Annotated in this window: 19 protein-coding genes; 17 read left to right on the forward strand and 2 right to left on the reverse strand. The window is 64.7% G+C overall.

Going from position 1 to position 20,760, the window contains the following annotated elements; translation table 11 throughout:
• Both dnaK and AAGD32_11025 read left to right on the forward strand, forming a co-directional pair.
• Positions 1 to 1,640 (forward strand): molecular chaperone DnaK (gene dnaK / locus AAGD32_11020; GenBank protein MEM8874773.1); only part of this gene is annotated, 1,640 nt, incomplete at its 5' end.
• A gap of 144 nt (positions 1,641 to 1,784) precedes the next feature.
• Positions 1,785 to 2,795: a hypothetical protein gene (locus AAGD32_11025; GenBank protein ID MEM8874774.1), complete on the forward strand. Its 1,011-nt coding sequence runs from the start codon at positions 1,785 to 1,787 to the stop codon at positions 2,793 to 2,795.
• On the opposite strand, the gene AAGD32_11030 is transcribed toward AAGD32_11025, so the two are convergent.
• Positions 2,792 to 4,600: a right-handed parallel beta-helix repeat-containing protein gene (locus AAGD32_11030; protein ID MEM8874775.1), complete on the reverse strand. Its 1,809-nt coding sequence runs from the start codon at positions 4,598 to 4,600 to the stop codon at positions 2,792 to 2,794. The two genes, AAGD32_11025 and AAGD32_11030, sit on opposite strands and share 4 nt — an antisense overlap.
• Positions 4,601 to 4,725: 125 nt before the next feature.
• On the opposite strand from AAGD32_11030, the gene AAGD32_11035 reads away from it, so the two are divergent.
• From AAGD32_11035 to AAGD32_11065, 7 genes are read left to right on the forward strand one after another with little or no spacing between them, the layout of a single operon-like run.
• Positions 4,726 to 5,229 (forward strand): hypothetical protein, encoded by a 504-nt coding sequence (locus AAGD32_11035; protein ID MEM8874776.1) that lies wholly within the window; start codon positions 4,726 to 4,728, stop codon positions 5,227 to 5,229.
• A 48-nt stretch (positions 5,230 to 5,277) separates the two neighbouring features.
• Positions 5,278 to 6,750 (forward strand): hypothetical protein, encoded by a 1,473-nt coding sequence (locus AAGD32_11040; protein ID MEM8874777.1) that lies wholly within the window; start codon positions 5,278 to 5,280, stop codon positions 6,748 to 6,750.
• A gap of 38 nt (positions 6,751 to 6,788) precedes the next feature.
• The gene (locus AAGD32_11045) at positions 6,789 to 7,748 is read left to right on the forward strand and encodes a hypothetical protein (protein MEM8874778.1); all 960 of its coding nucleotides are present in this window, start codon (positions 6,789 to 6,791) and stop codon (positions 7,746 to 7,748) included.
• A gap of 39 nt (positions 7,749 to 7,787) precedes the next feature.
• Positions 7,788 to 8,198: a co-chaperone GroES gene (locus AAGD32_11050; protein MEM8874779.1), complete on the forward strand. Its 411-nt coding sequence runs from the start codon at positions 7,788 to 7,790 to the stop codon at positions 8,196 to 8,198.
• Entirely contained in the window at positions 8,191 to 8,592 is a 402-nt protein-coding gene (locus tag AAGD32_11055; GenBank protein ID MEM8874780.1) for a hypothetical protein, read from the forward strand. The genes AAGD32_11050 and AAGD32_11055 overlap by 8 nt, the downstream gene beginning before the upstream one ends.
• The gene (locus AAGD32_11060; protein ID MEM8874781.1) at positions 8,592 to 9,731 is read left to right on the forward strand and encodes a hypothetical protein; all 1,140 of its coding nucleotides are present in this window, start codon (positions 8,592 to 8,594) and stop codon (positions 9,729 to 9,731) included. The genes AAGD32_11055 and AAGD32_11060 overlap by 1 nt, the downstream gene beginning before the upstream one ends.
• A 14-nt stretch (positions 9,732 to 9,745) precedes the next feature.
• Complete coding sequence (locus AAGD32_11065; GenBank protein MEM8874782.1) at positions 9,746 to 10,306, forward strand: transcriptional repressor; 561 nt, start codon at positions 9,746 to 9,748, stop codon at positions 10,304 to 10,306.
• A gap of 400 nt (positions 10,307 to 10,706) precedes the next feature.
• On the opposite strand, the gene AAGD32_11070 is transcribed toward AAGD32_11065, so the two are convergent.
• Positions 10,707 to 10,868 (reverse strand): hypothetical protein, encoded by a 162-nt coding sequence (locus AAGD32_11070; GenBank protein ID MEM8874783.1) that lies wholly within the window; start codon positions 10,866 to 10,868, stop codon positions 10,707 to 10,709.
• A 523-nt stretch (positions 10,869 to 11,391) separates the two neighbouring features.
• Between AAGD32_11070 and AAGD32_11075 the strand changes: the two genes are divergently transcribed.
• From AAGD32_11075 to AAGD32_11110, 8 genes are all read left to right on the forward strand, one after another.
• Positions 11,392 to 12,633 carry a helix-turn-helix transcriptional regulator gene (locus tag AAGD32_11075; GenBank protein MEM8874784.1) on the forward strand — a complete coding sequence of 414 codons (1,242 nt, stop codon included), beginning with the start codon at positions 11,392 to 11,394 and terminating at the stop codon, positions 12,631 to 12,633.
• Between the two features lie 118 nt (positions 12,634 to 12,751).
• Positions 12,752 to 13,594: an arginyltransferase gene (locus AAGD32_11080; protein MEM8874785.1), complete on the forward strand. Its 843-nt coding sequence runs from the start codon at positions 12,752 to 12,754 to the stop codon at positions 13,592 to 13,594.
• Positions 13,533 to 14,531: a GNAT family N-acetyltransferase gene (locus AAGD32_11085; protein MEM8874786.1), complete on the forward strand. Its 999-nt coding sequence runs from the start codon at positions 13,533 to 13,535 to the stop codon at positions 14,529 to 14,531. The genes AAGD32_11080 and AAGD32_11085 overlap by 62 nt, the downstream gene beginning before the upstream one ends.
• 64 nt (positions 14,532 to 14,595) lie before the next feature.
• Positions 14,596 to 17,163, forward strand: coding sequence for a carbohydrate binding domain-containing protein (locus AAGD32_11090; GenBank protein ID MEM8874787.1), 2,568 nt, complete (start codon positions 14,596 to 14,598; stop codon positions 17,161 to 17,163).
• A gap of 72 nt (positions 17,164 to 17,235) precedes the next feature.
• Positions 17,236 to 18,762 carry an IMP dehydrogenase gene (gene guaB / locus AAGD32_11095; GenBank protein MEM8874788.1) on the forward strand — a complete coding sequence of 509 codons (1,527 nt, stop codon included), beginning with the start codon at positions 17,236 to 17,238 and terminating at the stop codon, positions 18,760 to 18,762.
• Positions 18,763 to 19,186: 424 nt separating this feature from the next.
• Positions 19,187 to 19,693, forward strand: a complete 507-nt coding sequence (locus tag AAGD32_11100; protein MEM8874789.1) for a hypothetical protein — start codon at positions 19,187 to 19,189, stop codon at positions 19,691 to 19,693.
• A 31-nt stretch (positions 19,694 to 19,724) separates the two neighbouring features.
• A complete protein-coding gene (locus AAGD32_11105) occupies positions 19,725 to 19,973 on the forward strand; it encodes a hypothetical protein (protein MEM8874790.1) in 249 nt (82 codons plus the stop codon).
• A gap of 38 nt (positions 19,974 to 20,011) precedes the next feature.
• A complete protein-coding gene (locus AAGD32_11110; protein ID MEM8874791.1) occupies positions 20,012 to 20,725 on the forward strand; it encodes a hypothetical protein in 714 nt (237 codons plus the stop codon).
• Positions 20,726 to 20,760 lie beyond the last annotated feature (35 nt).

Here is a 20,760-nt window from a genome sequence, read left to right on the forward strand (position 1 = left end):
ACAAGGACTACACGCCGCAGCAGCTCTCGGCGTTCGTGCTTCAGGAGCTGAAGAAGGTCGCCGAGGACTACCTCGGCGAGACCGTCGACCGCGCGGTGATCACGGTTCCCGCATACTTCAATGACAGCCAGCGACAGGCGACCAAAGACGCAGGGGAGATCGCAGGTCTCAAGGTCGAACGGATTATCAACGAGCCGACCGCGGCGGCCCTTGCCTACGGCCTCGATAAAAAGACCAACGAGAAGATCGCGGTCTTTGACCTCGGCGGCGGCACGTTCGATGTATCGATCCTTGATGTCGGGGATGGTGTGTTCGAGGTGCTGTCGACCAACGGCGACACGCACCTCGGCGGTGATGACTGGGACCAGCGGCTGATCGATCATCTTGCCGGCGAGTTCAAGAAGCAGGAAGGCATCGACCTTCGCCAAGACCCAATGGCCCTGCAACGGCTCAAGGAGTCGGCCGAGAAGGCCAAGATCGAGCTGTCGACCAACATGGAAACGACGGTGAACCTGCCGTTCATTACCGCCGACGCCAGCGGTCCCAAGCACCTGAACCTCACCATCACGCGCTCGAAGTTCGAACAACTCGTCGACCCGCTCGTGCAGCGGCTCAAGAAGCCGGTCCTCGACGCGCTCAAGGACGCGGGCAAGTCCGCCTCCGACATCGATGAGGTTCTGCTCGTCGGTGGCTCGACGCGTATCCCGGCGGTCCAGGCGCTCGTGAAAGAGATCTTCGGCAAGGAACCCAACAAGTCGGTCAATCCCGACGAGGTCGTCGCGCTGGGCGCCGCGATCCAGGGCGGCATCGCCAAGGGCGACGTCAAGGACATCCTCGTCCTCGACGCGACTCCGCTCTCGCTCGGCGTCGAAACCCTCGGCGGCGTGATGACCAAGCTCATCGAGCGCAACACCACCATCCCGACCGAGAAGAAGGAAACCTTCTCCACCGCCGCTGACAACCAGACGGCCGTGACGATCAACGTCCTGCAGGGCGAGCGCGAGTTCGCCAAGGACAACCGCCTGCTCGGCACGTTCAACCTGACCGACCTTCCGTCCGCCCCGCGCGGCATCCCGCAGATCGAGGTCACCTTCAAGATCGACGTCAACGGCATCCTCAAGGTCAGCGCCAAGGACCTGGGCTCCGGCAAGGAAGCCAACATCGAGGTCAAGGGCAGCGGCGGCTTGTCGGACGACGAGATCGAGAAGATGCGCACCGAGGCCGAGAGCCACGCCGAGGAAGACAAGAAGCGGCGTGAACTCATCGAGCTCAAGAACCAAGCCGACGCGGCTGTCTACCAAGCCGAGAAGATGCTCAGCGGCGAGAACGCTGAGAAGATCCCCGGCGAAGTGCGCGGTGACATCGAGTCGGCCATCAGCGAGCTCAAGACCGCGAAGGAAGGCGACGACGCCGACGTGATTAAGAAGAAGCTCGAGCAGCTCCAGGAAGCCAGCATGAAGGCCGGCGAGGCGATGTACGCCGATGCCGGGGGCGCGGGTGTCGATCCCGCGGCCGCTGCGGCTGCGGCCGCCGCCGCGGGCGGAGCTGCCGCCGGTGACGCCCCCGAGGCCGAGTCCGACCGTGCCAAGCCGGCCGAAGACGACGACGTCGTCGACGCCGAGTTCGAGGTCAAGGACTAACCACAAATCTCAACCGCGCCTCCAACGCCGCCCGCGTTCCGTTTGGAAAGCGGGCGGATTTTGTTCGTGCATGGATCGAACGCCCACGGCCAAGGCTTGGGGTGTTCTGTTGCAACAACGTGGTCGGGAAGGCATGTTTCAAACATGCCCACTCGACGCAAATTCCTTGCCGCGACGGCGGCCGCTTTGGTGCTGCCGCGCTTCTCGTTGGCCGCCGCACCGACCGAGCAGGTCGCCGCGTTGCGCATCTTCGGGCACGCCGGCGGCAAGCCCTTGCAGGCACTGGCCGCTTCCGCCGGGGCCGGCGTTCGTGGGACCACACTGACTCTGCACTGGGACGAACTCGGTCGCAACGCCGATGGGGGCTATGACGGTACCAACGGCATTGACGGTCTCGCGCAACTTTGCAGGAACGCCGGCATCCAGCCCGCACTCGAAATCCCCGTCATCGACGAGGCCACCATGCGGGTCCCCGGCGAATTCGAGCAAGCGCCATTACCGCGCATGGTCGCCGAGTTCGGCAAGCTGATCGAACACCTCGCCGAGACGCTCGGCTATCAACCGCCGGTCGTCATTCTTGGCAAAAGCGTCGATCGCTACCTCCGGGTCAACGACGAGGGTTGGCGAAACATGACCGCCTTCGTGCGTGAGGTCGCGCCGATGATCCGCACGGCCTGGCCCGATGCAAAGGTCAGCGTCGCCGGGACGTTCGAGGGCGTGAACGGTGCGCACCGCAAGCGGTTTGCCGAGCTGTGGAAACCGTGCGATCTCGCGTTGGTGTCGTACTTGCCGCTGTGGGACACGGCGATGATGAAGCCGGGTCGCCAGGTCGAGCGTGACCTGCGAAGAATTCCCGCACTCGCAGGCATGCCGTGCGGGATTCATGACGTCGCGTGTCCGTCCGGCACCGTTTGCGGATCGAGCGAACAAGCGCAGGCGGATTTCATCGACCTTCTCGCCAACGTTTGTCGCGGTAGCGACGCGCTGCGTTGGGTGCAGTTGGCTTGGTATCAGGACTTGCCGCCCGGGATTGCAAAGGGGTTGGCGGGCACGCTCGGCAGCGACCTCGCGGCCTTCGCCGACGCCATCGCGACGCTCGGCCTCCATCACGCCAACGGCGTCGCCAAGCCGGCGTGGGAGCGGCTGGTCGGTTAACGTCGCCGACGCAGCGCGAGTGCTCCAAGGCCCAGCGCACCGCTCGCGCCGATCGGTTCGGGAATCACCGTCACCTCGAAACTGACGAACCCGCCAACGCCTTCGCTGTCCCAAACAGCGACGTTGACCGTCCCGTCCTCGTCGAAGACGTAAGTCACCGTCGTGCCCAGCAGCGGCAGGCCGTCTCCCATGTCCCAAAGCGCCTGATACTCGGCATCGTCGAGGTTGAGCGAGAGCGTGACTTCCTCGCCGGCGACGACCGATTCCTGCAGGGTCACGGTCACGACCAGCGGCTGGATGCCGCCTTCCTCGACCGTCGGCTCGCCGCCGTCGATGATGTTGTCACTGAAATGAACCGCGTCGCCGGCCCAGGTATCGCCGATGGTGACGCCGAAGTCGATGACGAGGTCGGCGTCGTTGCCGTTGTTGGCGGTGATGGTGTTCTCGGCGAAGGCAATCTCATCGACGTCGGTGGGGATGCTGCCCATCGCGACGCCGAAGCCGCCGTTGCTGTTGATGACGTTGTCGATGAACGCCGCGTCGAACACGCCGTTGAGCAGGCGGACGCCGGTGCCCTCGGAGTTGGTGTCGCCGATGCCGGGGTTGAAGTTGCCGTCCTTGCTCGTGTTGCTGATCGTGTTTTGTGCGACGACGAGGCGTCGGATTTCGCCGTCGTTGTTGCCGTCGTCGCCTTGGAGCTGCATGCCATACTGCTCCGCGGCGTCGATGAAGTTCTTCGCGATCAGGATCTGGTTCTTCGGGCCTGCGTTGGAGATGGACAGGCCGACGTATTGGTTGCCACCGGCCCCGTCGGCTTGTTTGACGGTGTTGCCGACGACGAGGATATTCTGCCCCTCGCCGGCGATCTCGAGGCCGGCCAGTTGGACACGGTCGGAGCCGACGCCGTCGATGACGTTATCGCGGATGGCGATGTTGGAGCCACGGTCGACGCTGATCCACGCGTCGACGGTGTTTCCCTGCACGACGTGGTCGCGGTTCTTGCTTTCGATGGACTGATCTTCGCTGAACAGTTCGATGCCGAGCCCGTCGAGGTCGCCGGGGTTGGGGACGTTGTTGGCGATGGCGTAGTCCCGCCAGGTGCCGGTGTCGCGGATGACGTTGTCGGTGATGACCGAGCCGGCGGCTTGTTTGAGAACGATGCCGTTTCGGCCGGTGGAGGTGATCTGGTTGCCGGAGATGGTCGCGCCGGTGGACTCTTCGATACGGACGGCCGCACCGAACTCGGCATCGGTGCCGACGTTCTGGAACCGGCTGTTGGTGATGGTCAGGTCATCGACGCCGTTGGTGAAGATGCCGGCCCCGACGAACCCGCGCTCGGCGACGGTGCCGACGGGGGCGATGTCGGTGACGGCGACGTCGGTCCAGGTGTGCCCGGAGCCCGAGCCGAACGCGACGAAGCCGCTGTTGACGTCGGCGCGTCCGTCCCCGGTGAGGGTGAACCCCATGAAGGTCAGATCGGTCGAGCCGGAGAAGTCGACCAGGTCGGCGCTGTCGGCCGTGGTGCCGGTGAAGCGGATCGTGGTCTGGTCCATGCCGGCACCCATGAGCGTGACGCCGTCGCGTCCGCCCAGGTGCAGGGCCGCGCCGCCGTTGCTCGAGATGGTGTATTCACCCGCGGCGAGGACGACGGTCCCGCCCGGTCCGGCGGCATCGAAGGCGGCAAGGATCGCGGCCGTGTCGTCGCCGGCGTTGTTGGCCACGACCACAACATCCGCCGACGCATTGCCGACGACCGCCAGGCCCGTGGCGGCGAACAAGTAAACGAAAGGCGCATTCACACGCATGGCGTTTCTCCGAGTCAGTTGTCAAATCCCCGTGACGGCAGGGGGGCGACGCCGTCGGCGGCAAGTTAGCAACCTCGTGGCGTCTTCGGTAGGGAAATACCCGAATAATCCCTACGATCGCTTCGATGCAGGACAAACGGTTCTTGAACTGGTGGCTGGGGCGTGCGACGCGGTACGCCGATGTCCAGCCCGAGAAACTTGCCGCCGAACGCGAGGCGGTCGAGCGGATGGCCGCCTGCAACCAGCACTACGCCGAGTTCCTCAACGAAGCCGTCTTCCCCGAAGTCAAGAGCCTGGTCGAAGCCCTCACCCGCAGCGGCATCACGCATCGGGTCTCCACGTGGGGCAACCAACTTTCGCTGCGCATCCACCTCGCCTGGCGGTGGGGCGAGTTGGTCATCATGCAGAGCCATGAGGATGTGGTGACCTTTGAACATCACATTGTCACCGAAGGCGAAAGCCGACGCGACGACTCCAGCGAGGATCACAGTCATGGCTATGACCTACACGAGTCATTGCCGGCGAGCGTTGCGGCCAACGAGTTGCAGTTTTACCTTAGCCGATTGGCGATGGACCTGACCGAACCGCCGCCCGAACCGGAACTGCCGCCGGGCGAGGGCAAGGGCTGAGCGTCAAACCGCCCGGGTTGGTGGCGGAATCCGAACCATCCAACCCGTATGTCGTACCTGTCGCAACGCATGCCTGCGGAGTTCTCGATCATCAATCTGCTCGTTTGGATCGTGCCGTTGCTTTTAGCGTTGGTGCTCGGGTTGATCCTGTTGACGATCGGCATGCGCGGCCGGCGGGTCGGCGATCATCCGTACTGCCGCCAATGCGGCTACGACCTGTTCGGTAATCCCGACGCGATGACCTGCAACGAGTGTGGCCGGAGCGTGGCATCGCCCCAGGAGCGGGTCGTCGGCATGCGGCACCGCAGGCGCGGACTTGTGTGGGGCGGGACATTGTTGTTGATTGTGTCCGTGGTGGGGCAGGGCTTGATCGGACTGGACGCCGCGACCGATGTCGACTGGCAGGCATGGAAGCCGAACTGGTGGCTCGTCGCCGAGGCGGACCGCAACCCTGACGTTCACTTGACATTGGCGACACGATGGTTCGACGGCAAACTCACCGAAAAACACAAGTCGGAATTGGTCGCCCTCGCGTTCGCCGGTTCGGACGGGCCTTCGTGGTCGATCGGTTGGGAGCCGATCATCGAGCAAGGGTTGCGGGATGGCTTGCTCGACGATGAACAACTCGCCGTGTTGGCCGACACGATCGCGGTGTTGGGACTCGACGCACGGCCGAAGGTTCGGCGTGGGTTCGACGCGGACGTGGTCCCGTGGCCCGTCAAGGGCACCGATGTCGGTGACATCGAACTGCACGCCTCATGGACCCTGGCGGCCGCCGCCGTTGACGGAGAGCCGGTCAATCCCAATCGGTTGCGGAGTCTCGACGGGGATTTCGAGGTCAAAGCCGGCAGTTGGGGCGGCAGCGCCTCACACATCCCGACCGAAGCGATGACCCGCGACACCACCGTCACGGCCACGGCGCGGGTCGAGCGGACGCTCATTCTGACCGGAGGCACGTCGGTCGGACTGCCGACCAAGACGGCCGAACTTGCCGTCGATGTCGAGGTGGTCGACGACTTCACCGGCAACTACACCGCCACGCCACGGCAAGTGAGCGCGATCGACACGATCGAGGTACAGCCGGTCGCGGGTCGGCAGAAGTTGGAACTGATGGCGGTAATGCGTGGCAACGACCTGCGCCTTTGGCGCATGCTCTGCTTCCTCGTGATCGATGGCCAAGAGATCAGGATTCCCGACACGAACGGCTCCGGGCACGGTTCGCAGTTTTCCTATGTCCGTTGGTCGCTCGAAAGGAGCAGTCGCTGGGACAAGACGCCGGAGTTGGCGTTCCCGCTCATGGCGACAGTCGTGCTGCGGACAGACATCGAGTACGTCGAGACGAACACCCGGACCGACGAGATCGCCCCGAGCGTCGAACTGCGGTTTGAGAATGTTCGCCTCGACCCCGCGTCGGCGGTCGCCGTCGAGACGTTCACGCCGTTGCCCGACGGCCAGGCCGCCGATCACATCGAATGGCTCGACCCCGCCGAAGCTTTGCGGCGAAACGAGGCGGCGGAATGAGGATTGTCGACACGATTGCGATGCGGCATGCTTAGTGCATGCGATTGCTTTTTGTCTCTTTCTCGTTCCTCTTTGCCGTTGTGTCCGCTTCGGCCCACCCGTACGAGCCGGTATTCGAGGCCTTGGAGTCCGCGATTGTTGCCGAGGACATGGCTGTGATCGAGGCCGATAAGCCAAACCCAGTTGCCATCGCGGAGTTGGCCGAGCGGGTTCAGCCTGTGCGTGTGGCTTTGCATGAAGCCGCCGCGAACGACGAGATTATCTGGGTTGGCGATTACTCTGCCGGCCCCGAAACACTGTTGCCGCATTTGAGCAAAAGCCGATCGGTGCTTCGCGTCATTGGAGGAACGCTTACCCAATCGCGCACGCCGGTCGAGGATGTGATCGCTTTGCGACGCATGGCCGCTCATCTGAAAACTGAGCCCACGCTCGTGAGCCGCCTCGTGGGTATCGGCACCGAAGCTGCGACCTACAGATATGCTGCATCGATTCTGGCCAAGCTTTCGGATGATCAACGCCAAGCCTTGCGCCAAGCACTTGGCGATCTGCCAGTTACTCCCAGTCCGGCCGACACGCTGCGTGCTGAAGGCCGCATCTTTTCCAAGTATGCCCTGACGCTCGCGCCTGCCGGGAACCCCGTGGCTCAGCAAATCTCAGACGAAATTCTGCAAGTTACCTCTGACGCTGGCGGTGCCATGGAATTGCCCAAGCAGGAACGTGACGCTCGCTTGGAAGAAATCGAAGCATCGGCACAAGAGCTCAATCCCGCAACGCAAAAGGTGGTGCCGTCTTACGGTCGATACGCTCGCACTGTTGATCGCATCATTATCGACCGCGAACTCTTCCACCTCGCCCTCGACGGCCTCATTGCCGGCGACGTGGAAGCCCACGTCGGTGACGCGGCGAGCTACGAACCGCTCCCCGACGGCGGCTTTCGACTGTCCAAGCGGGTCGATGACGAATACATCGCCGAGATCGTTGTCGACGGCGTCAGGTGACCCTCGAAACCTCCGCCTACCCTTGGCGTACTATCTGGTATGACCGAATCCAACAGCGATCGGCGGCTGGCCAAGGCCATGCGATACGACGTCATCGAGCCCGTCGGGTGGCGGGTGGTGATTCGTAAGGACGAGAACAAACGCGAAACCAAGTCCGGCATCGTGTTGCCGGACTCGCACGCCATCCCCGTCATCACCGGCCGGGTGATCGCGATTTCCAAGGAGATCGCCTCCGACGAGGATCGGGCGATCAAACAGTACGACAAGGTGCTCTTCGACCCGCGTGAAGCGGTTCCGGTGGAACTCGAGCACGACAACCAGATGTATGTCGTTGACATCGACAAGGTGCTCGCGATCTTCCGCAAGCACACGGACGTGGCCAACGCCGAACAAGCCGGTCATGCCGCGGATGATGCGGGTGATGATGTTGAAGGGGCCGACGATGAGTGATATTGCGAGCAACACCGTGACAGCCAAGACCGTTGCACTCGTGGGCCATTGCGGCCCGGACAGTTCGTTCCTGCGGATGGCCGTCTCGTCGGCACTCCCGGGTGCCCAAGTGAAGATGGTCGACGACGACAACGAACTCGAGGCCACCGTGAACCAGGGTGTGGACCTGCTGTTGTTCAATCGCGTTCTGGAGTTCGGCTTCACCAATCGGCAGGGCCAGGAACTCCTTGAACAGGTTCGGGAGAAGCACCCGGACCTGGCCGTGATGATGGTGAGCAACTTCGACGACGCCCAGCAAGCGGCCGAGGACGCCGGTGCCAAGCCCGGGTTTGGCAAGAACGAGATCGGCACGGACAAGGTCAAGGATCGCATTCGGGCCGCCGTGGGGCTCTGATGATCGTCGCGACGTTCCTGTGCATGCTGCTGTTCGCGCCGCCGGCAGCCGCGCCGACGGTCGAACCGGTGACGTCGGTGGTGCCGTTCCCGCGTGGGTTGGCGTTGCACGACGGGACGCTGTACGTGCTGGCAAGGGGCCGAGTCCGCGGGGCGGGTGGGGTCGATGCCGGGCTCGACGACATGGCGGGCACGCTCTTCGCCGTAGACCCGGATGGCGATGATCCGACGACCAACGGCGTTGTCGTCGCCCGCCCAACCGACCCGCCGTTCCACCTGCTCGACCGCACGATGGATCCGGTCGACGAAACGCGCACCGACCGCCCGTACTGCACGCTCCGTTTCGACCCGGCGACGCAGTCGTTTTACCTCTGCGCGTTCAGCGGCATCGACGGCCAGGGGACGGCCTTTCGCAAGAATGCCAGTGACGCCGTCCTTCGTTACGACCTCCGCACTCGGCGGTGGTACGAAGTCGCGCGTCATGCGGGCGGTTGGGATTACGCCGAGGCGCAGCCGAAGGGGCCGAACAACTGCCTGGTCATCGGACGGTGGCTCTACGTGGTCGGCAAGGACAACCACATGCTCGTCCGGCACGACCTGACACCGCTGCGTGCCGATCCCGAAGGCGACGCCGGCCCGGCAACGTTGGTCTTCGGCGACATGCTGCGGCTTGCCGACGGGTCGACCGAAACCGTCCAAGGCCACTCCGCGCTCGCCGTTCGTGACGGTTACCTTTACGTTGGCTTCCGCACCAGCGGCCAGATCATCCGCGTCCGGCTCGACGATGATGAACCGGCCCGCCCGGTCGTCGCGGAGGTCGTCGCGCGCTTTCCCGCATGGGATCCGATCGCCGGTACCAGTGCCGACATCACCGACATCGGCTTCGACCCCGACGGGCGGTTGTACGTGATCAACGCCCAGCCGGCCCGCATACACCGTTTTCGGCCCGACCCGACCGACGTGTACGACGGCGGCTTATCGCAGCCCTGGGTCAATCTCGCTGAAACACTCGGCAAGCCGACGCTCAAGGCCGAAAATCTTTTGGTTGCCGACGATGGGAGCGTGTTCGTCACGACCGGCGACCCATACGGCCGGGACGACGGACTGGGCGGCGTGGTGTACCGCGTGCGCGAGGGCTAAGCTAAGGGCACGTCATGCCCACCGCCACGAAATCCAAACCCGCCAAGGACCAACGGCTCGCCACGCCCCCGTCGGTGCCTGGGCACGGTGATGCGATTCCGGCGACGATCCCGGCGTGTTCGATGTTCCGCCGCTACCTTCGAAGCCACGGCCAGAAGTACACCCCCGAGCGGGCCGCGATCCTTGACGCGGTGCTGCAGACCGAGGGGCTTTTCGAGGCCGAGCAACTGGCCGACGAGCTCAAGTCCAGCGGCAACCGCACGAGCCGGGCGACGGTCTACCGGACGCTCACGCATCTGACCGACGCGGGGATCGTCAAGCAGGTGTTCCTCGGCCAACGCAGCGCCCACTACGAAGTCATCGCCGGCCGGGAGACTAACGACTACATCGTGTGCGTCGAGACCGGCCAGGTCGTGGCGGTGCCGGGCGAACTGCTCAAACCCCTACGGGAAAAACTGGCTTCCGAGCACGGCTTCTCGGCCCTAAGCCACCAATTTGTGATCTACGGGCTCGGCCCAGAGGCACGCGCATCGGCGGGCGACGATGAGCAGGGCGACAATCAGCCTGAAAGTTAAAAATCGTCACCGAGAAAGGTTGCGTCTGACCAGTTTCGGCACATATCGTGTCCGCAAAGAGGCGTAAATACGTGTTTATGCCCGGCTATCGCCGTTTGCGAAAAAGTTCCCGGAAAAACGAGGAGTCGACAAACCTGGCAAGAAGATGCGGGTCTATAAGACGCGGCCAACACGGTCGGCATCGCAATGATGCCATTTGTGATCTGAGTTGGGCGTGATTCGCGACGATGCCGGTTGCCCGGTTTCGGGCCGCGATTCGATCCGAGCTGGTGGGGAAATCCCGTCGGTTTGGCGACATGTGTCAGGTGTCCGGCGGAGCCGGTGTGCCTGATCGGTGTTGCCGGCATGCGGTCTGTTTTGTCCCGTAAGGGGTGGTACTCGACCGGTCGGATCAGGATGTTCAGCACAGGGCGGCGAAGGTGGCCAAGGTCAGCAGAGCGATGCGGACTTTGGGTGCCCAAGCCACGGCCGAGACTTCCCGGCCGGCACGGTCAGCGATGGCCGCGAGTCGGCCAAGTTCGGCGACGGCTTTGCTCTGTGCGGGGGTGTTGAGGCCAGTCATGCACGACCAATCTCAACGCCCGTGCCGGAATCGCCAAACCGGCGCGAAATGGGCGACAGTTCGGTGGACAGGCTGAACGGTCATGCCCGACTATTCCCGCGTAAGTGTATGTAATCGCTTTGGTTATGTTGGATACCGGGCTCCGTCCTGCCATGAAGTAGCGGCATGAACGGGGCATTCGTTCGGCGACCGATTCGTGTCGGTCGCACCCACCTGAACGCCGGTCTGTAACGAATGTTGACACAAAGCGACGCCGCCCGTTGCGGCAATCCGTCCGCTCGGCCGATCCTTCGGCTCTCGTGGTCGGACCAGACCCCGCCCGGGGAGTTTTCATGGCGACGTGTGCCGTGCCACGCCCCGGGTGACTAAATCATCGAAAGGGTGAATCGGTTTAACCGACCACCTCCCTGTCCCGCGTCATGCCGGGGCCGGCTCAACCCACTGTCCCATGAACCACAATCGCTCCCCCGTCAACCGCCCCGGTCCCTCCGCGGCTGGCGACACCGACTCCACGGAGACTACCATGGAAACCGAACACCGCGCCCCGTCCGCCCGAGATCACGCGGCCGCCCACGCCGAGTTCACCAGCGACCCCGATCGCGCAAGCTCGGCTCGCAGCGGTCGCGGCAAGACGCCCGTCCGCGATCTGCTTCAACGTATTCACCGCGAGGTGTCGTTCGCCCAGGCGGTGCTCGTCTCCACGATGCCGCGGGGCGGCGTCCAGGTCATCGGCCCGGACTATGCCGACGACGGGATCGTCCGCGGATTGAGCCGCCTCGTCGACGGACAAGACCGCGTGACCTGGTCGGCATTGCTCACCGGTAAGCCGGCGGTGTCGGCCGAGCTTTGGCCTTCGCGTGAGTTGACCGGCTCGGAGTTCGAGAGTGCGGTGCTGCGTCCTTCAGGCCTCGGCGATCAACTCGCCGTGCCGATGGCCGACGTCCTGCTGCCCGGATACCAGGGAGCGTTGGTGCTGTTCCGCGAAGCATCGGCGCAGCCGTTCACCGCCGCTGACGGCGAGCGCGTCGCCGCTCTCGGCAAGGACATCGAAAAGCAGCTGCACCGCAGCCCGGCACCGTCGGGACCGATGCCGCACGAACTCGCCACGCCGATGATCGCTTTCGGACCCGGCGGACAGGTCTTGTACCCGGCCGATGGCGAGCAGGCCCTGGCCGGCCTGAGTGGCCGTCTCCGCAGCCAGCTCGAGCAGGTCGTGCGCAAGGCCCTCGACAAGCGCGGCACTGACGCCGGCGGCAAGCGCGTGGTCATCCCGGATGATCGCGGCGACCTATGGGCGTTCCGCGTGCGGCGTGTCGAGTCGTACCCCGCACTGACCGGCCCGGCCGGGCTGTCCGCTGACATGCCCGTGGTGTTCGTCACGCACCAGCCGGCGCCCGCGGATTTCGCGGCCGTCACCGCGGAAGACGTCGCCGCTGACGATGAGGTCGCCCGCCTCGTGCCGGCCGTGCGGTTCATGTACGACGAGCACCGCAACGGCCCGACGCTCGAGGTCATCGCCAAGCACGTCCACCTGAGCCCGTTCCACTTTCACCGCCGCTTTACCGAACTGCTGGGTCTCACGCCCAAGCATTACCTGTTCGATTGTCAGATCGACACGGCCAAGCGGCAGTTGGTCGCCGGCATCGAACTGGCGGAAATCGCTCGGCATTGTGGGTTCGCCCACCAGTCGCACTTCACCAGTCGCTTCAAGCAGGCGACCGGCCTGACGCCGACGCGTTGGCGGAAGCTCGCGCAGGCGAAGTAAGCGCGGAACCGATTCCCCCTTCCCCACGGGTGGTCGCCGGCAACGGTGGCCGCCCGTTTTGTATGTGCGGCGTCTGTTACGTTGTGTCGGCCGTTGCCCGGTGGTTTGATGCGCTGCGGTGACGGCCCACGCCAAGCAATCCGACGTGCCGACCGCCTTCGCGCAATCGTTCAGCCATTGGCCGAGTTGGCCGGTGCCGCACGGGATTTCGCTGCCGGTGCTCTCGCCGCACGAGTGTCCGTACCTGCCGGGCCGGGAGGCGCGTAGCCGGGCGTTCATGATCGAGAATCTGCCGGCGACGGTGTACGACGAACTGATGGACGCGGGCTTCCGACGCAGCGGCAAACTGGTGTACCAACCGGCGTGCGAGGGCTGTCGTGAATGCCGGCCGATCCGTGTGGTCACCGAGGCGTTCAAGCCCAGCAAGAGCCAGCGGAAAGCCCTCAACCGCAACGCAGACCTGACCGTGACGCCCGAGGCCAATCGGCTCACCGACGAGAAGTTCGAGCTCTATCGCCGCTACTACGCCCAATGGCACGGCCGCGACGATCACAGCCGTGAGGATTTGGAGCGTTTCCTGTACGATTCGCCGGTACACACGATCGACATGCTCTACCGCGATGGCACGGGCAAGTTGCTGGGCGTGGGCGTGTGTGACGTGTCGCCGTTGACGTTCAGCAGCGTGTACTTCTACTTCGACCCGGCCGAGAAACGGCGCTCGCTCGGCACCTTCGGCGCGATCACCGAGATCCGCCGTGCCGCCCAGTTGCACCTGCGGCACTACTACCTCGGGTACTGGATCCCGGGCTGCGGACAGATGGCGTACAAGAACCGTTTCAAGCCGTACGAAATCCTTCACACCGATGGCATCTGGCGTAGCAGCGGCGATGATGAACGCCATGTCGAGTTCAACGCCGCGAACGGACAAAGTCCTGGCGTACCTCACGCGCGAACGCGGTGACGACCTGGAACTGCTGGCGTTTGTCAATCGCGACGCCGACGGCCCGACCGGTTGGGAAGTCCCCGGCGGGGGCGTCGACGAGGGCGAATCGCCCGAGGACGCCGTCGTTCGCGAGGTCCACGAGGAAGCCGGCCTCGACGACGCGCGGGTTGTGCGGAAGCTCACGACCACGCCGTGGTGGAACAGCTACCGCGACTTCGTTCAGACTCGGCACGTTTACGAGCTGGCCGTCGACCGTGATCTTCCCAACGCGTGGCAGCACACGGTCCATGGCGACGGCGGTGATAATGGCAAACGCTTCGCGTACCGCTGGCTGCCGGTGCGGTATGCCGGGGCGCTGGCGTGGGGGATGGGGGAGTATGCGGACTTGCTTCTCGACAACCGCCGGAAGCCGACGACTCGCGGCCCCGAGTCCGCTTCGCATCGCCCGGTCGAACTACCCGGAGACGTCAAAATCCGTCCCGCGACCGCGTCCGACCTCGGTGCGATCACCGAGCTGCGCAATCACTACATCCGCACCACCACGGCGATCTACACCGACAAGCCCGCGGAGGAAATGGACCTTTGGCAACGGCTCAAGACCGCCAACGCCGATCGACATCCGCTGATCGTCGCGGTCGATCACGGCAAGGTGCTCGGGTACGCGTCGTTGAGCCCGTTCGATCCCAAGCCCGGCTTCGCGACGACCGTCGAGGATTCGATCTACGTCGCCCCGACACACGCCGGTCAGGGGCTCGGCTCGGCGCTCATGGCCGACCTTATCCGGCGGGCCGAGAAGGCTGGGCACCACATGGTTTACGCGCAGATCGACAGCCAGATGCACGCCAGCCGCCGGCTCCACGAGCGGTTCGGTTTCGAGCAGGTCGGCGTGCTCAAGGAAGTCGGTCGCAAGTTCGGCAAGTGGTGCGATTGTGAGCTGTGGGCGAAGCACCTATGACAAATCCTTCTCGCATTTGCAAGCGCTTCTGATAAGGTCGTCGCACCGACGAGGAGGTCGCGTGTTGAAGCAAATGAGTTTGGTCGGCGCCGTTGTTGTGGCGTGTGCTTCGGTCGTGGTGCCGAGCTTTGCCGAGCCGGAGGTGATGCGGAAATCGGAGACGGCGACGGTGCCGTTCGTGATGCCGCTGGACGACGTGGCCGAGACGCCGACGTCGCTGACGTTCCTCAACGACGGCCCGGCCAATGCGCGCGTGGTGGTCGACGGTGACCGATTACTGGCCGATGGTGAGGAGATCGTTTTCTGGGGCGTGAACATCTGCGGTTCGGCCGCCTTCCCGCCCAAGGACAAAGCCGACGCTTACGCCGCCCGCCTTGCCAAAACCGGCGTCAACTGTGTCCGCCTGCACCACATCGACAACAACTGGCAGGCCGAGAACATCTTCGGTGAGCTTCCCAACGACACGACCCGGCAGCTCGCCGACGATCAGATCGACCGCATGAACTTCTTCGTCAGCCGGCTCATCGAGCACGGCATCTACGTCAACCTCAACGTGTTGTGCAGCCGAAAGTTCGTCGAAGGCGACGGGCTACCGCAGGACGTGCTCGACACCGAGTGGAAGCTCTCCCACACGCTCGGGTTCGTCGACCCTCAAATCCTCGAGCTCAAGAAGGAAACCGCCCGCCAACTGCTCGCGACGGTCAACCCCTACACCGGCAAGACCTATGCCGAAGACCCCGGCGTCGCGATCATCGAGATCACCAACGAGAACGGCCTGATCCAGCCGTTCCTGGAGAACAAGATCTACGCCTTCCCGCCGCGTCATCAGGAGATGCTGCGTGTGAAGTGGAACGACTGGCTCGCCGGCAAGTACGGCGATGCCGACGCGCTGCGGGCCGCTTGGGGGGAGCGGTCCGAGCCGCTCGGGCAAGCCATGAACCCACCGGTCGCCGCCGCAGGGGGTGCGGCGACCGGTTCCTGGAAACACCTCACCCAGGCCGGCAGCGAAGCGACGCTCACCGGGGACGGCGACGCGGTCCGCCTCGATATCACCCAGTCCGGTGCCGGCTGGACCGTCGAGTTCGTTTACGGCGGCGTCGAGATCGAAAAGGGCAAGCTCTACACGCTCAGCTTCGACGCCAAAAGTGAGAGTCATGAACACCTCCGAGCCAAGGTCGGCAAGAACGGCGTGCCCTGGACCCCGCTGGGGTTGAACCGTGGCGTCGGTCTTACGCCAGCTTGGAAAAGTTACTCGTACTCGTTCGTCGGTGCCGCAGGTGAGACGAACGCCCGGATTCTCTTCAGCGATCTGGGTTCGCGGGTCGGATCGGTCGACTTCCGAAACGTCGAGCTGTGTCCCGGCGGTGAGTTGAGGTTGCCCGATGCGTTGCCGTTGACGCCGCCGGACATCCCGCTGGTCGGCTTCGACGCACTTTCGGATCCGACGCCACAGGCCAAGGCCGACTACATGGCGTTCCTCGCTGACACCGAGCAAGTGTATTGGTCACACATGGCCGACTACTTTCGTGACGAGCTCGGCGTCCAAGGGCTGATCGTTCCGACCATCGTCGGATACACCGCGCCGCACGTCATGGCACCGTACGACGCCATCGACACTCACGAGTACTGGACCATCCCGATCATGGGCGGCGGCGCTTGGGCGACGGATTGGACCGTGCAGCCCGAGTCGATGCTCAAGAGCCCGTTCGCCGTGAGTGTTTCGGCCCCGGCGACCAAGCGGGTCGTCGGCAAGCCGTTCTTTCTCAGCGAGTTCAACCACTGCATCCCCAACCCCCATGCCGCCGAAGGGCCGCTCATGCTCGGCGGTTATGCGTCGCTCCAAGGCTGGAATGGCATGTGGTACTTCGCCTACCTCGGCGAGATCGAGGGTTGGGCGTCGGGCGCGATGGACAACATGTTCAACGTCGCCAACCACCCCGGTGTGCAGGTCAACAGCATCGTCAGCGCGTTGATGTACCGCCGTGGCGATGTTGATGCCGCCGAGGGCTGGGTGACGGCGACAATGACCGAGCGTGAGCAGGCCGAGCTGCTCGCCGGCGTCGGCCAGCCTTGGACCAACGTCAACGCCACCCACGTCGGCGTCACCCAGGAAACGGCCTTGCGTCATCGCATCGGTCTCCGGCTCGACGAAGACCAGACCGCTCCCACGCCGCAAGGGCAAAACGTCGAACCGGGCACCGACACCATCACCGCGGACACGGGCCAACTCGCCTGGGACGTCGACGACCGTTACACGATCGACGCTCCGAAAGTAAAGGCGATGGTCGGCAGCGGCGCTGTCACGTTCGGCGACATTCGCTGGACGCCGGCCGACGATCGTTGGCACACGTTCGCTCTCATTGCCCTCGATGATGCTCCGATCGGCGAGGCCGACCGCTTGCTTCTTGCCGTCACCGGCGAGGTCGTGAACACTGGCATGAAGTACACGCCCAACCGCGACAGCGTCCGTGACCAGTGGGGCAATGCGCCGACGTTGATCGACCCCGTCCACGGCACCCTCGACCTGCCCGGATACACGGTTACGCCCCTCGACGGCACCGGCGCACCCATGGGCGCAGCCGTCGAGGCGATCAACGCCGACACGCTCTGGTATCTGCTCGAGAAACGGTGATGTTGAGCGGCTCCTGCTGCACGGGTCGCACGCGACGCTTGACGCGCTCGGCCCGATCTGCAACATCCGCACATGGAACACTCACCGGGTGACGCCCCCTCCGGCCGGGAGCTTTTTGAGCAGAAGGTCGCTTACGACGCGATCACCTTCGACGACATTCTTCTGGTCCCCCAGCGCAGCGGCTTCGTCCCCGCCGAGGCCGACACACGCACGCGCCTCACCCGTCGCATCACGCTCAACATCCCGCTCGTCTCGGCCCCGATGGACACCGTCACCGAGGCCGCCCTCGCCATCGGTCTCGCCCAGGAGGGCGGCATCGGGATCATCCACAAGAACCTCTCCGCCGCCGACCAGGCTCGCGAGGTTGAGAAGGTCAAACGCTCCGAGAACGGCATCATCACCGACCCCGTTACGCTCTCGCCCGGTGACACCATCGGCGACGCACGCCGGGTGATGAGCACCTTCAACATCAACGGCATCCCCATCAACGACCGCGCCCCCGGCGAGCAGCGTGCCCAGGCCGCCCCGGCGAAGGTCGTGGGCATCCTCACCCGCCGCGACCTGAAGTTCGAGGACGACGACACCCGCAAGATCGCCGACGTGATGACCACCGAACTGGTCACCGCGCCCGCCGACACGAGCCTCGAAGACGCCGAGCGGATCCTGTTCAAGGAGAAGGTCGAGAAGCTGTTGCTCGTCAACGGCGGCGGCCAGCTCGCGGGGCTGATCACGATGCGTGACCTCGACAAGCTCCGACAGTTCCCCGACGCCTGCAAGGACGAGCGCGGCCGACTGCGGGTCGGGGCGGCGGTGGGGGTGTTGCAGTTCGACCGCATTGACCAGCTCATCGACGCCGGCGTGGACGTCGTCGTCGTCGACACCGCGCACGGCCACAGCGAGAACGTGATCGACACCGTCAAACAGGTCAAAGCCACCCACGACATCGACGTGATCGCCGGCAACGTCGCGACGGCGTCGGGCGCGCGCGACCTCATCGACGCCGGCGTCGACGCGGTGAAGGTCGGCATCGGGCCCGGCGCGATCTGCACCACCCGTGTCGTCTCCGGCGTCGGTGTGCCACAGGTCTCGGCGATCTTCGACGCGGTCTCCGTCGGGCGAACCCGCGACGTCCCCATCATCGCCGACGGCGGCATCCGCCAGTCCGGCGACATCGCCAAGGCCATCGCCGCCGGCGCGAGCGTCTGCATGATGGGCAGCCTCTTCGCCGGCCTCGACGAGTCGCCCGGCGAGCTCGTCATCCACCAGGGTCGCCGCTACAAAACCTACCGCGGCATGGGCAGCCTCGGCGCGATGGTCAAAGGCTCGGCCGATCGCTACGGCCAGAAGCACGCGAAAAAACTCGTCCCCGAGGGCGTCGAGGGCCGCGTCCCGTACCGCGGCTCGCTCGGCGACTTCGTCTACCAACTTGTCGGGGGTCTCCGCGCCGGTATGGGCTACTGCGGCTGCCGCACCATCACCGAACTCCAAGACAAAGCCCGCTTCGTCCGCGTCAGCCACGCCTCCGTCGCCGAGAACCACCCCCACGACATCACGATCACCAAGGAAGCGCCCAACTACAACGAAAGCATGGGGCGCTGATGCTCGACGATACGATCGAACAACTCGGCCTCATCGAGCACGCTGAACTGTTGCGGCGCTGGATCCGCCCGACAGCGACGTTCAAGTACGGCGACCGGGGTGCCACGATGCCCGTTGGTGCGAGTCGTCTCGGTGGGGTGCCGGACTTGCCGGACTCGGTCGAGTGGCCGACTGACACGACGTTTTTCGCACAGTTCGACTTTGCCGCCTTGCTCAACGCGGCGGCGATGGGCATGCCGGCCGCAGGCCATCTGTGGCTCTTCATGGGGCTCGAAGCGGAGTACGACATGCCGGTGCCGGCGTTGTACCGTGAGCCTGGCGAGCCGCTGGCTCCGCGTGTGGTTCCGGAACCGGAGCCGCGGACGGCGTGGAGCCACCTGCGGCGTGGAGCCACCTGCGGCCGGTGCCTCTCACGTTCAGCCCAATGCTCAGCCTGCCGTGGTCACGCAAGTGCTTCGCACGTGACGCCAAGCAGGCCGGCCTGCCCGAAGACGTGCTCGACCAAATCGATAAAGCGTTGCTCGGCAAGCTGACGACTCACGCCGCCGACGGCAAACTTGGCGGTCACTCCATGCAGGACGAGTACGACCTTCACCGCGAAATTGCTTACGAAAAGCTCGGCAAGCCCGATGTGGACGCGTCGTCGGACGTGATCACGCTGGCCGAGCTTGACCGGGCGATAGCGCGTGAGGACGGCAGCGGCTGGGCCGAAGAGTATGAGGCCGATCGGCCAGATGTGCAGTGGATGGAGGCGAACGCCGACCGGATCAGCGCCGAGGCCGACCGGGCGCGCCTGCTCTGCTCGTTCGACGCTAGCCTCGGGGTCTTGGACCTGGGGGACGGGATGCACTTGGACTTCTTCATCGATGCCGACGATCTGCACAATAAGAACTTCGACATCGTTCGTGCCCGCCTACCGATGTTGCTCTGACAGCCGGAGGAAGATCCGATAAACTGCGATGATGCCTCGATTGCTTCTCGTCTGCATTCTGATCGCCGGTTGTGCCGATGTGGGTGAAACACTCGACGGTCCGCAGCGTCAATCGGGTGATGCGGCGTTGGCCGACCCGTTCGGTTACGGGCCGGACATCGAACAGCTCGCGGCCGAACATTCGGCCAAAGCCGAGAGCGGGGCGGAAGCGCCGCTGATCGAGAAAGACCCCAGCGAGCGCACCCTGGCCGAGGAATGGCGTCTTTTTTTGAACCCGTGACTTTTGTGCCCGACCGTTGTTCCTACTTGAAACCTGACATGACCAAGCCTGCCCACACGCCCGTCGTTTTTGCCGCTCTGACCGTTGCCGCGCTCGCGGTGTCGGGCTGCCGGACGCAGGACCGTTACGTCGATGTCGGCGTGGTGCCCGACCCGGGCGTGGACGAGGCGATCGTCCTGCGTGACTGGCCGCAAACGCGGGCGGAGTACGCCTCGGGGGACGTGATCGCCGGGAACCTCGGTTTCCAGTGGGAAGTCAACGAAGACCTGGAAGAGCCGGGCAACGCTGTGGTTCAGGTGCCCACGTTCATCGGCAATCTGATTGTCTTGCCGGTGACTTACTTCACGCAAGACCCGACCGAGAAGGTGGTTTACGTGGGCGAGGAGCTTCCCGCGAGCTTCACCGCCAATCCGCCGTTGCCGAAACGCGCGACCCTCCCGCCGTCCGCGGTCGAGGCCCCGACGACGTTGCCGGCTACTGCACCGACCACCGCACCAGGGACTCAGCCCGCAACCCGGCCCACGACACAACCCACCACGGCCCCCGCCACGCTTCCCGATGTCGACACGGACGTGCCGGACCCGGTGCCCGCCGCCGAGGTCGAAGCGATTCCTTCCGAGCCACGCCGCGAGACGACGCCGGTCGCTCCCATGACCCCGTCGGCGGCGGAGCCCGCCACCCGGCCGACCACCGTGCCGACGACCCGACCGTCAACCACGCCGGCGACCCAGCCGGCCGACTTCCAGAAGTAGCGGGCCGGTTCTCTACACGTCCTGCCGCCGTTGCG

The organism is Planctomycetota bacterium (assembly GCA_039182125.1).
Taxonomy (GTDB): domain Bacteria; phylum Planctomycetota; class Phycisphaerae; order Tepidisphaerales; family Tepidisphaeraceae; genus JBCDCH01.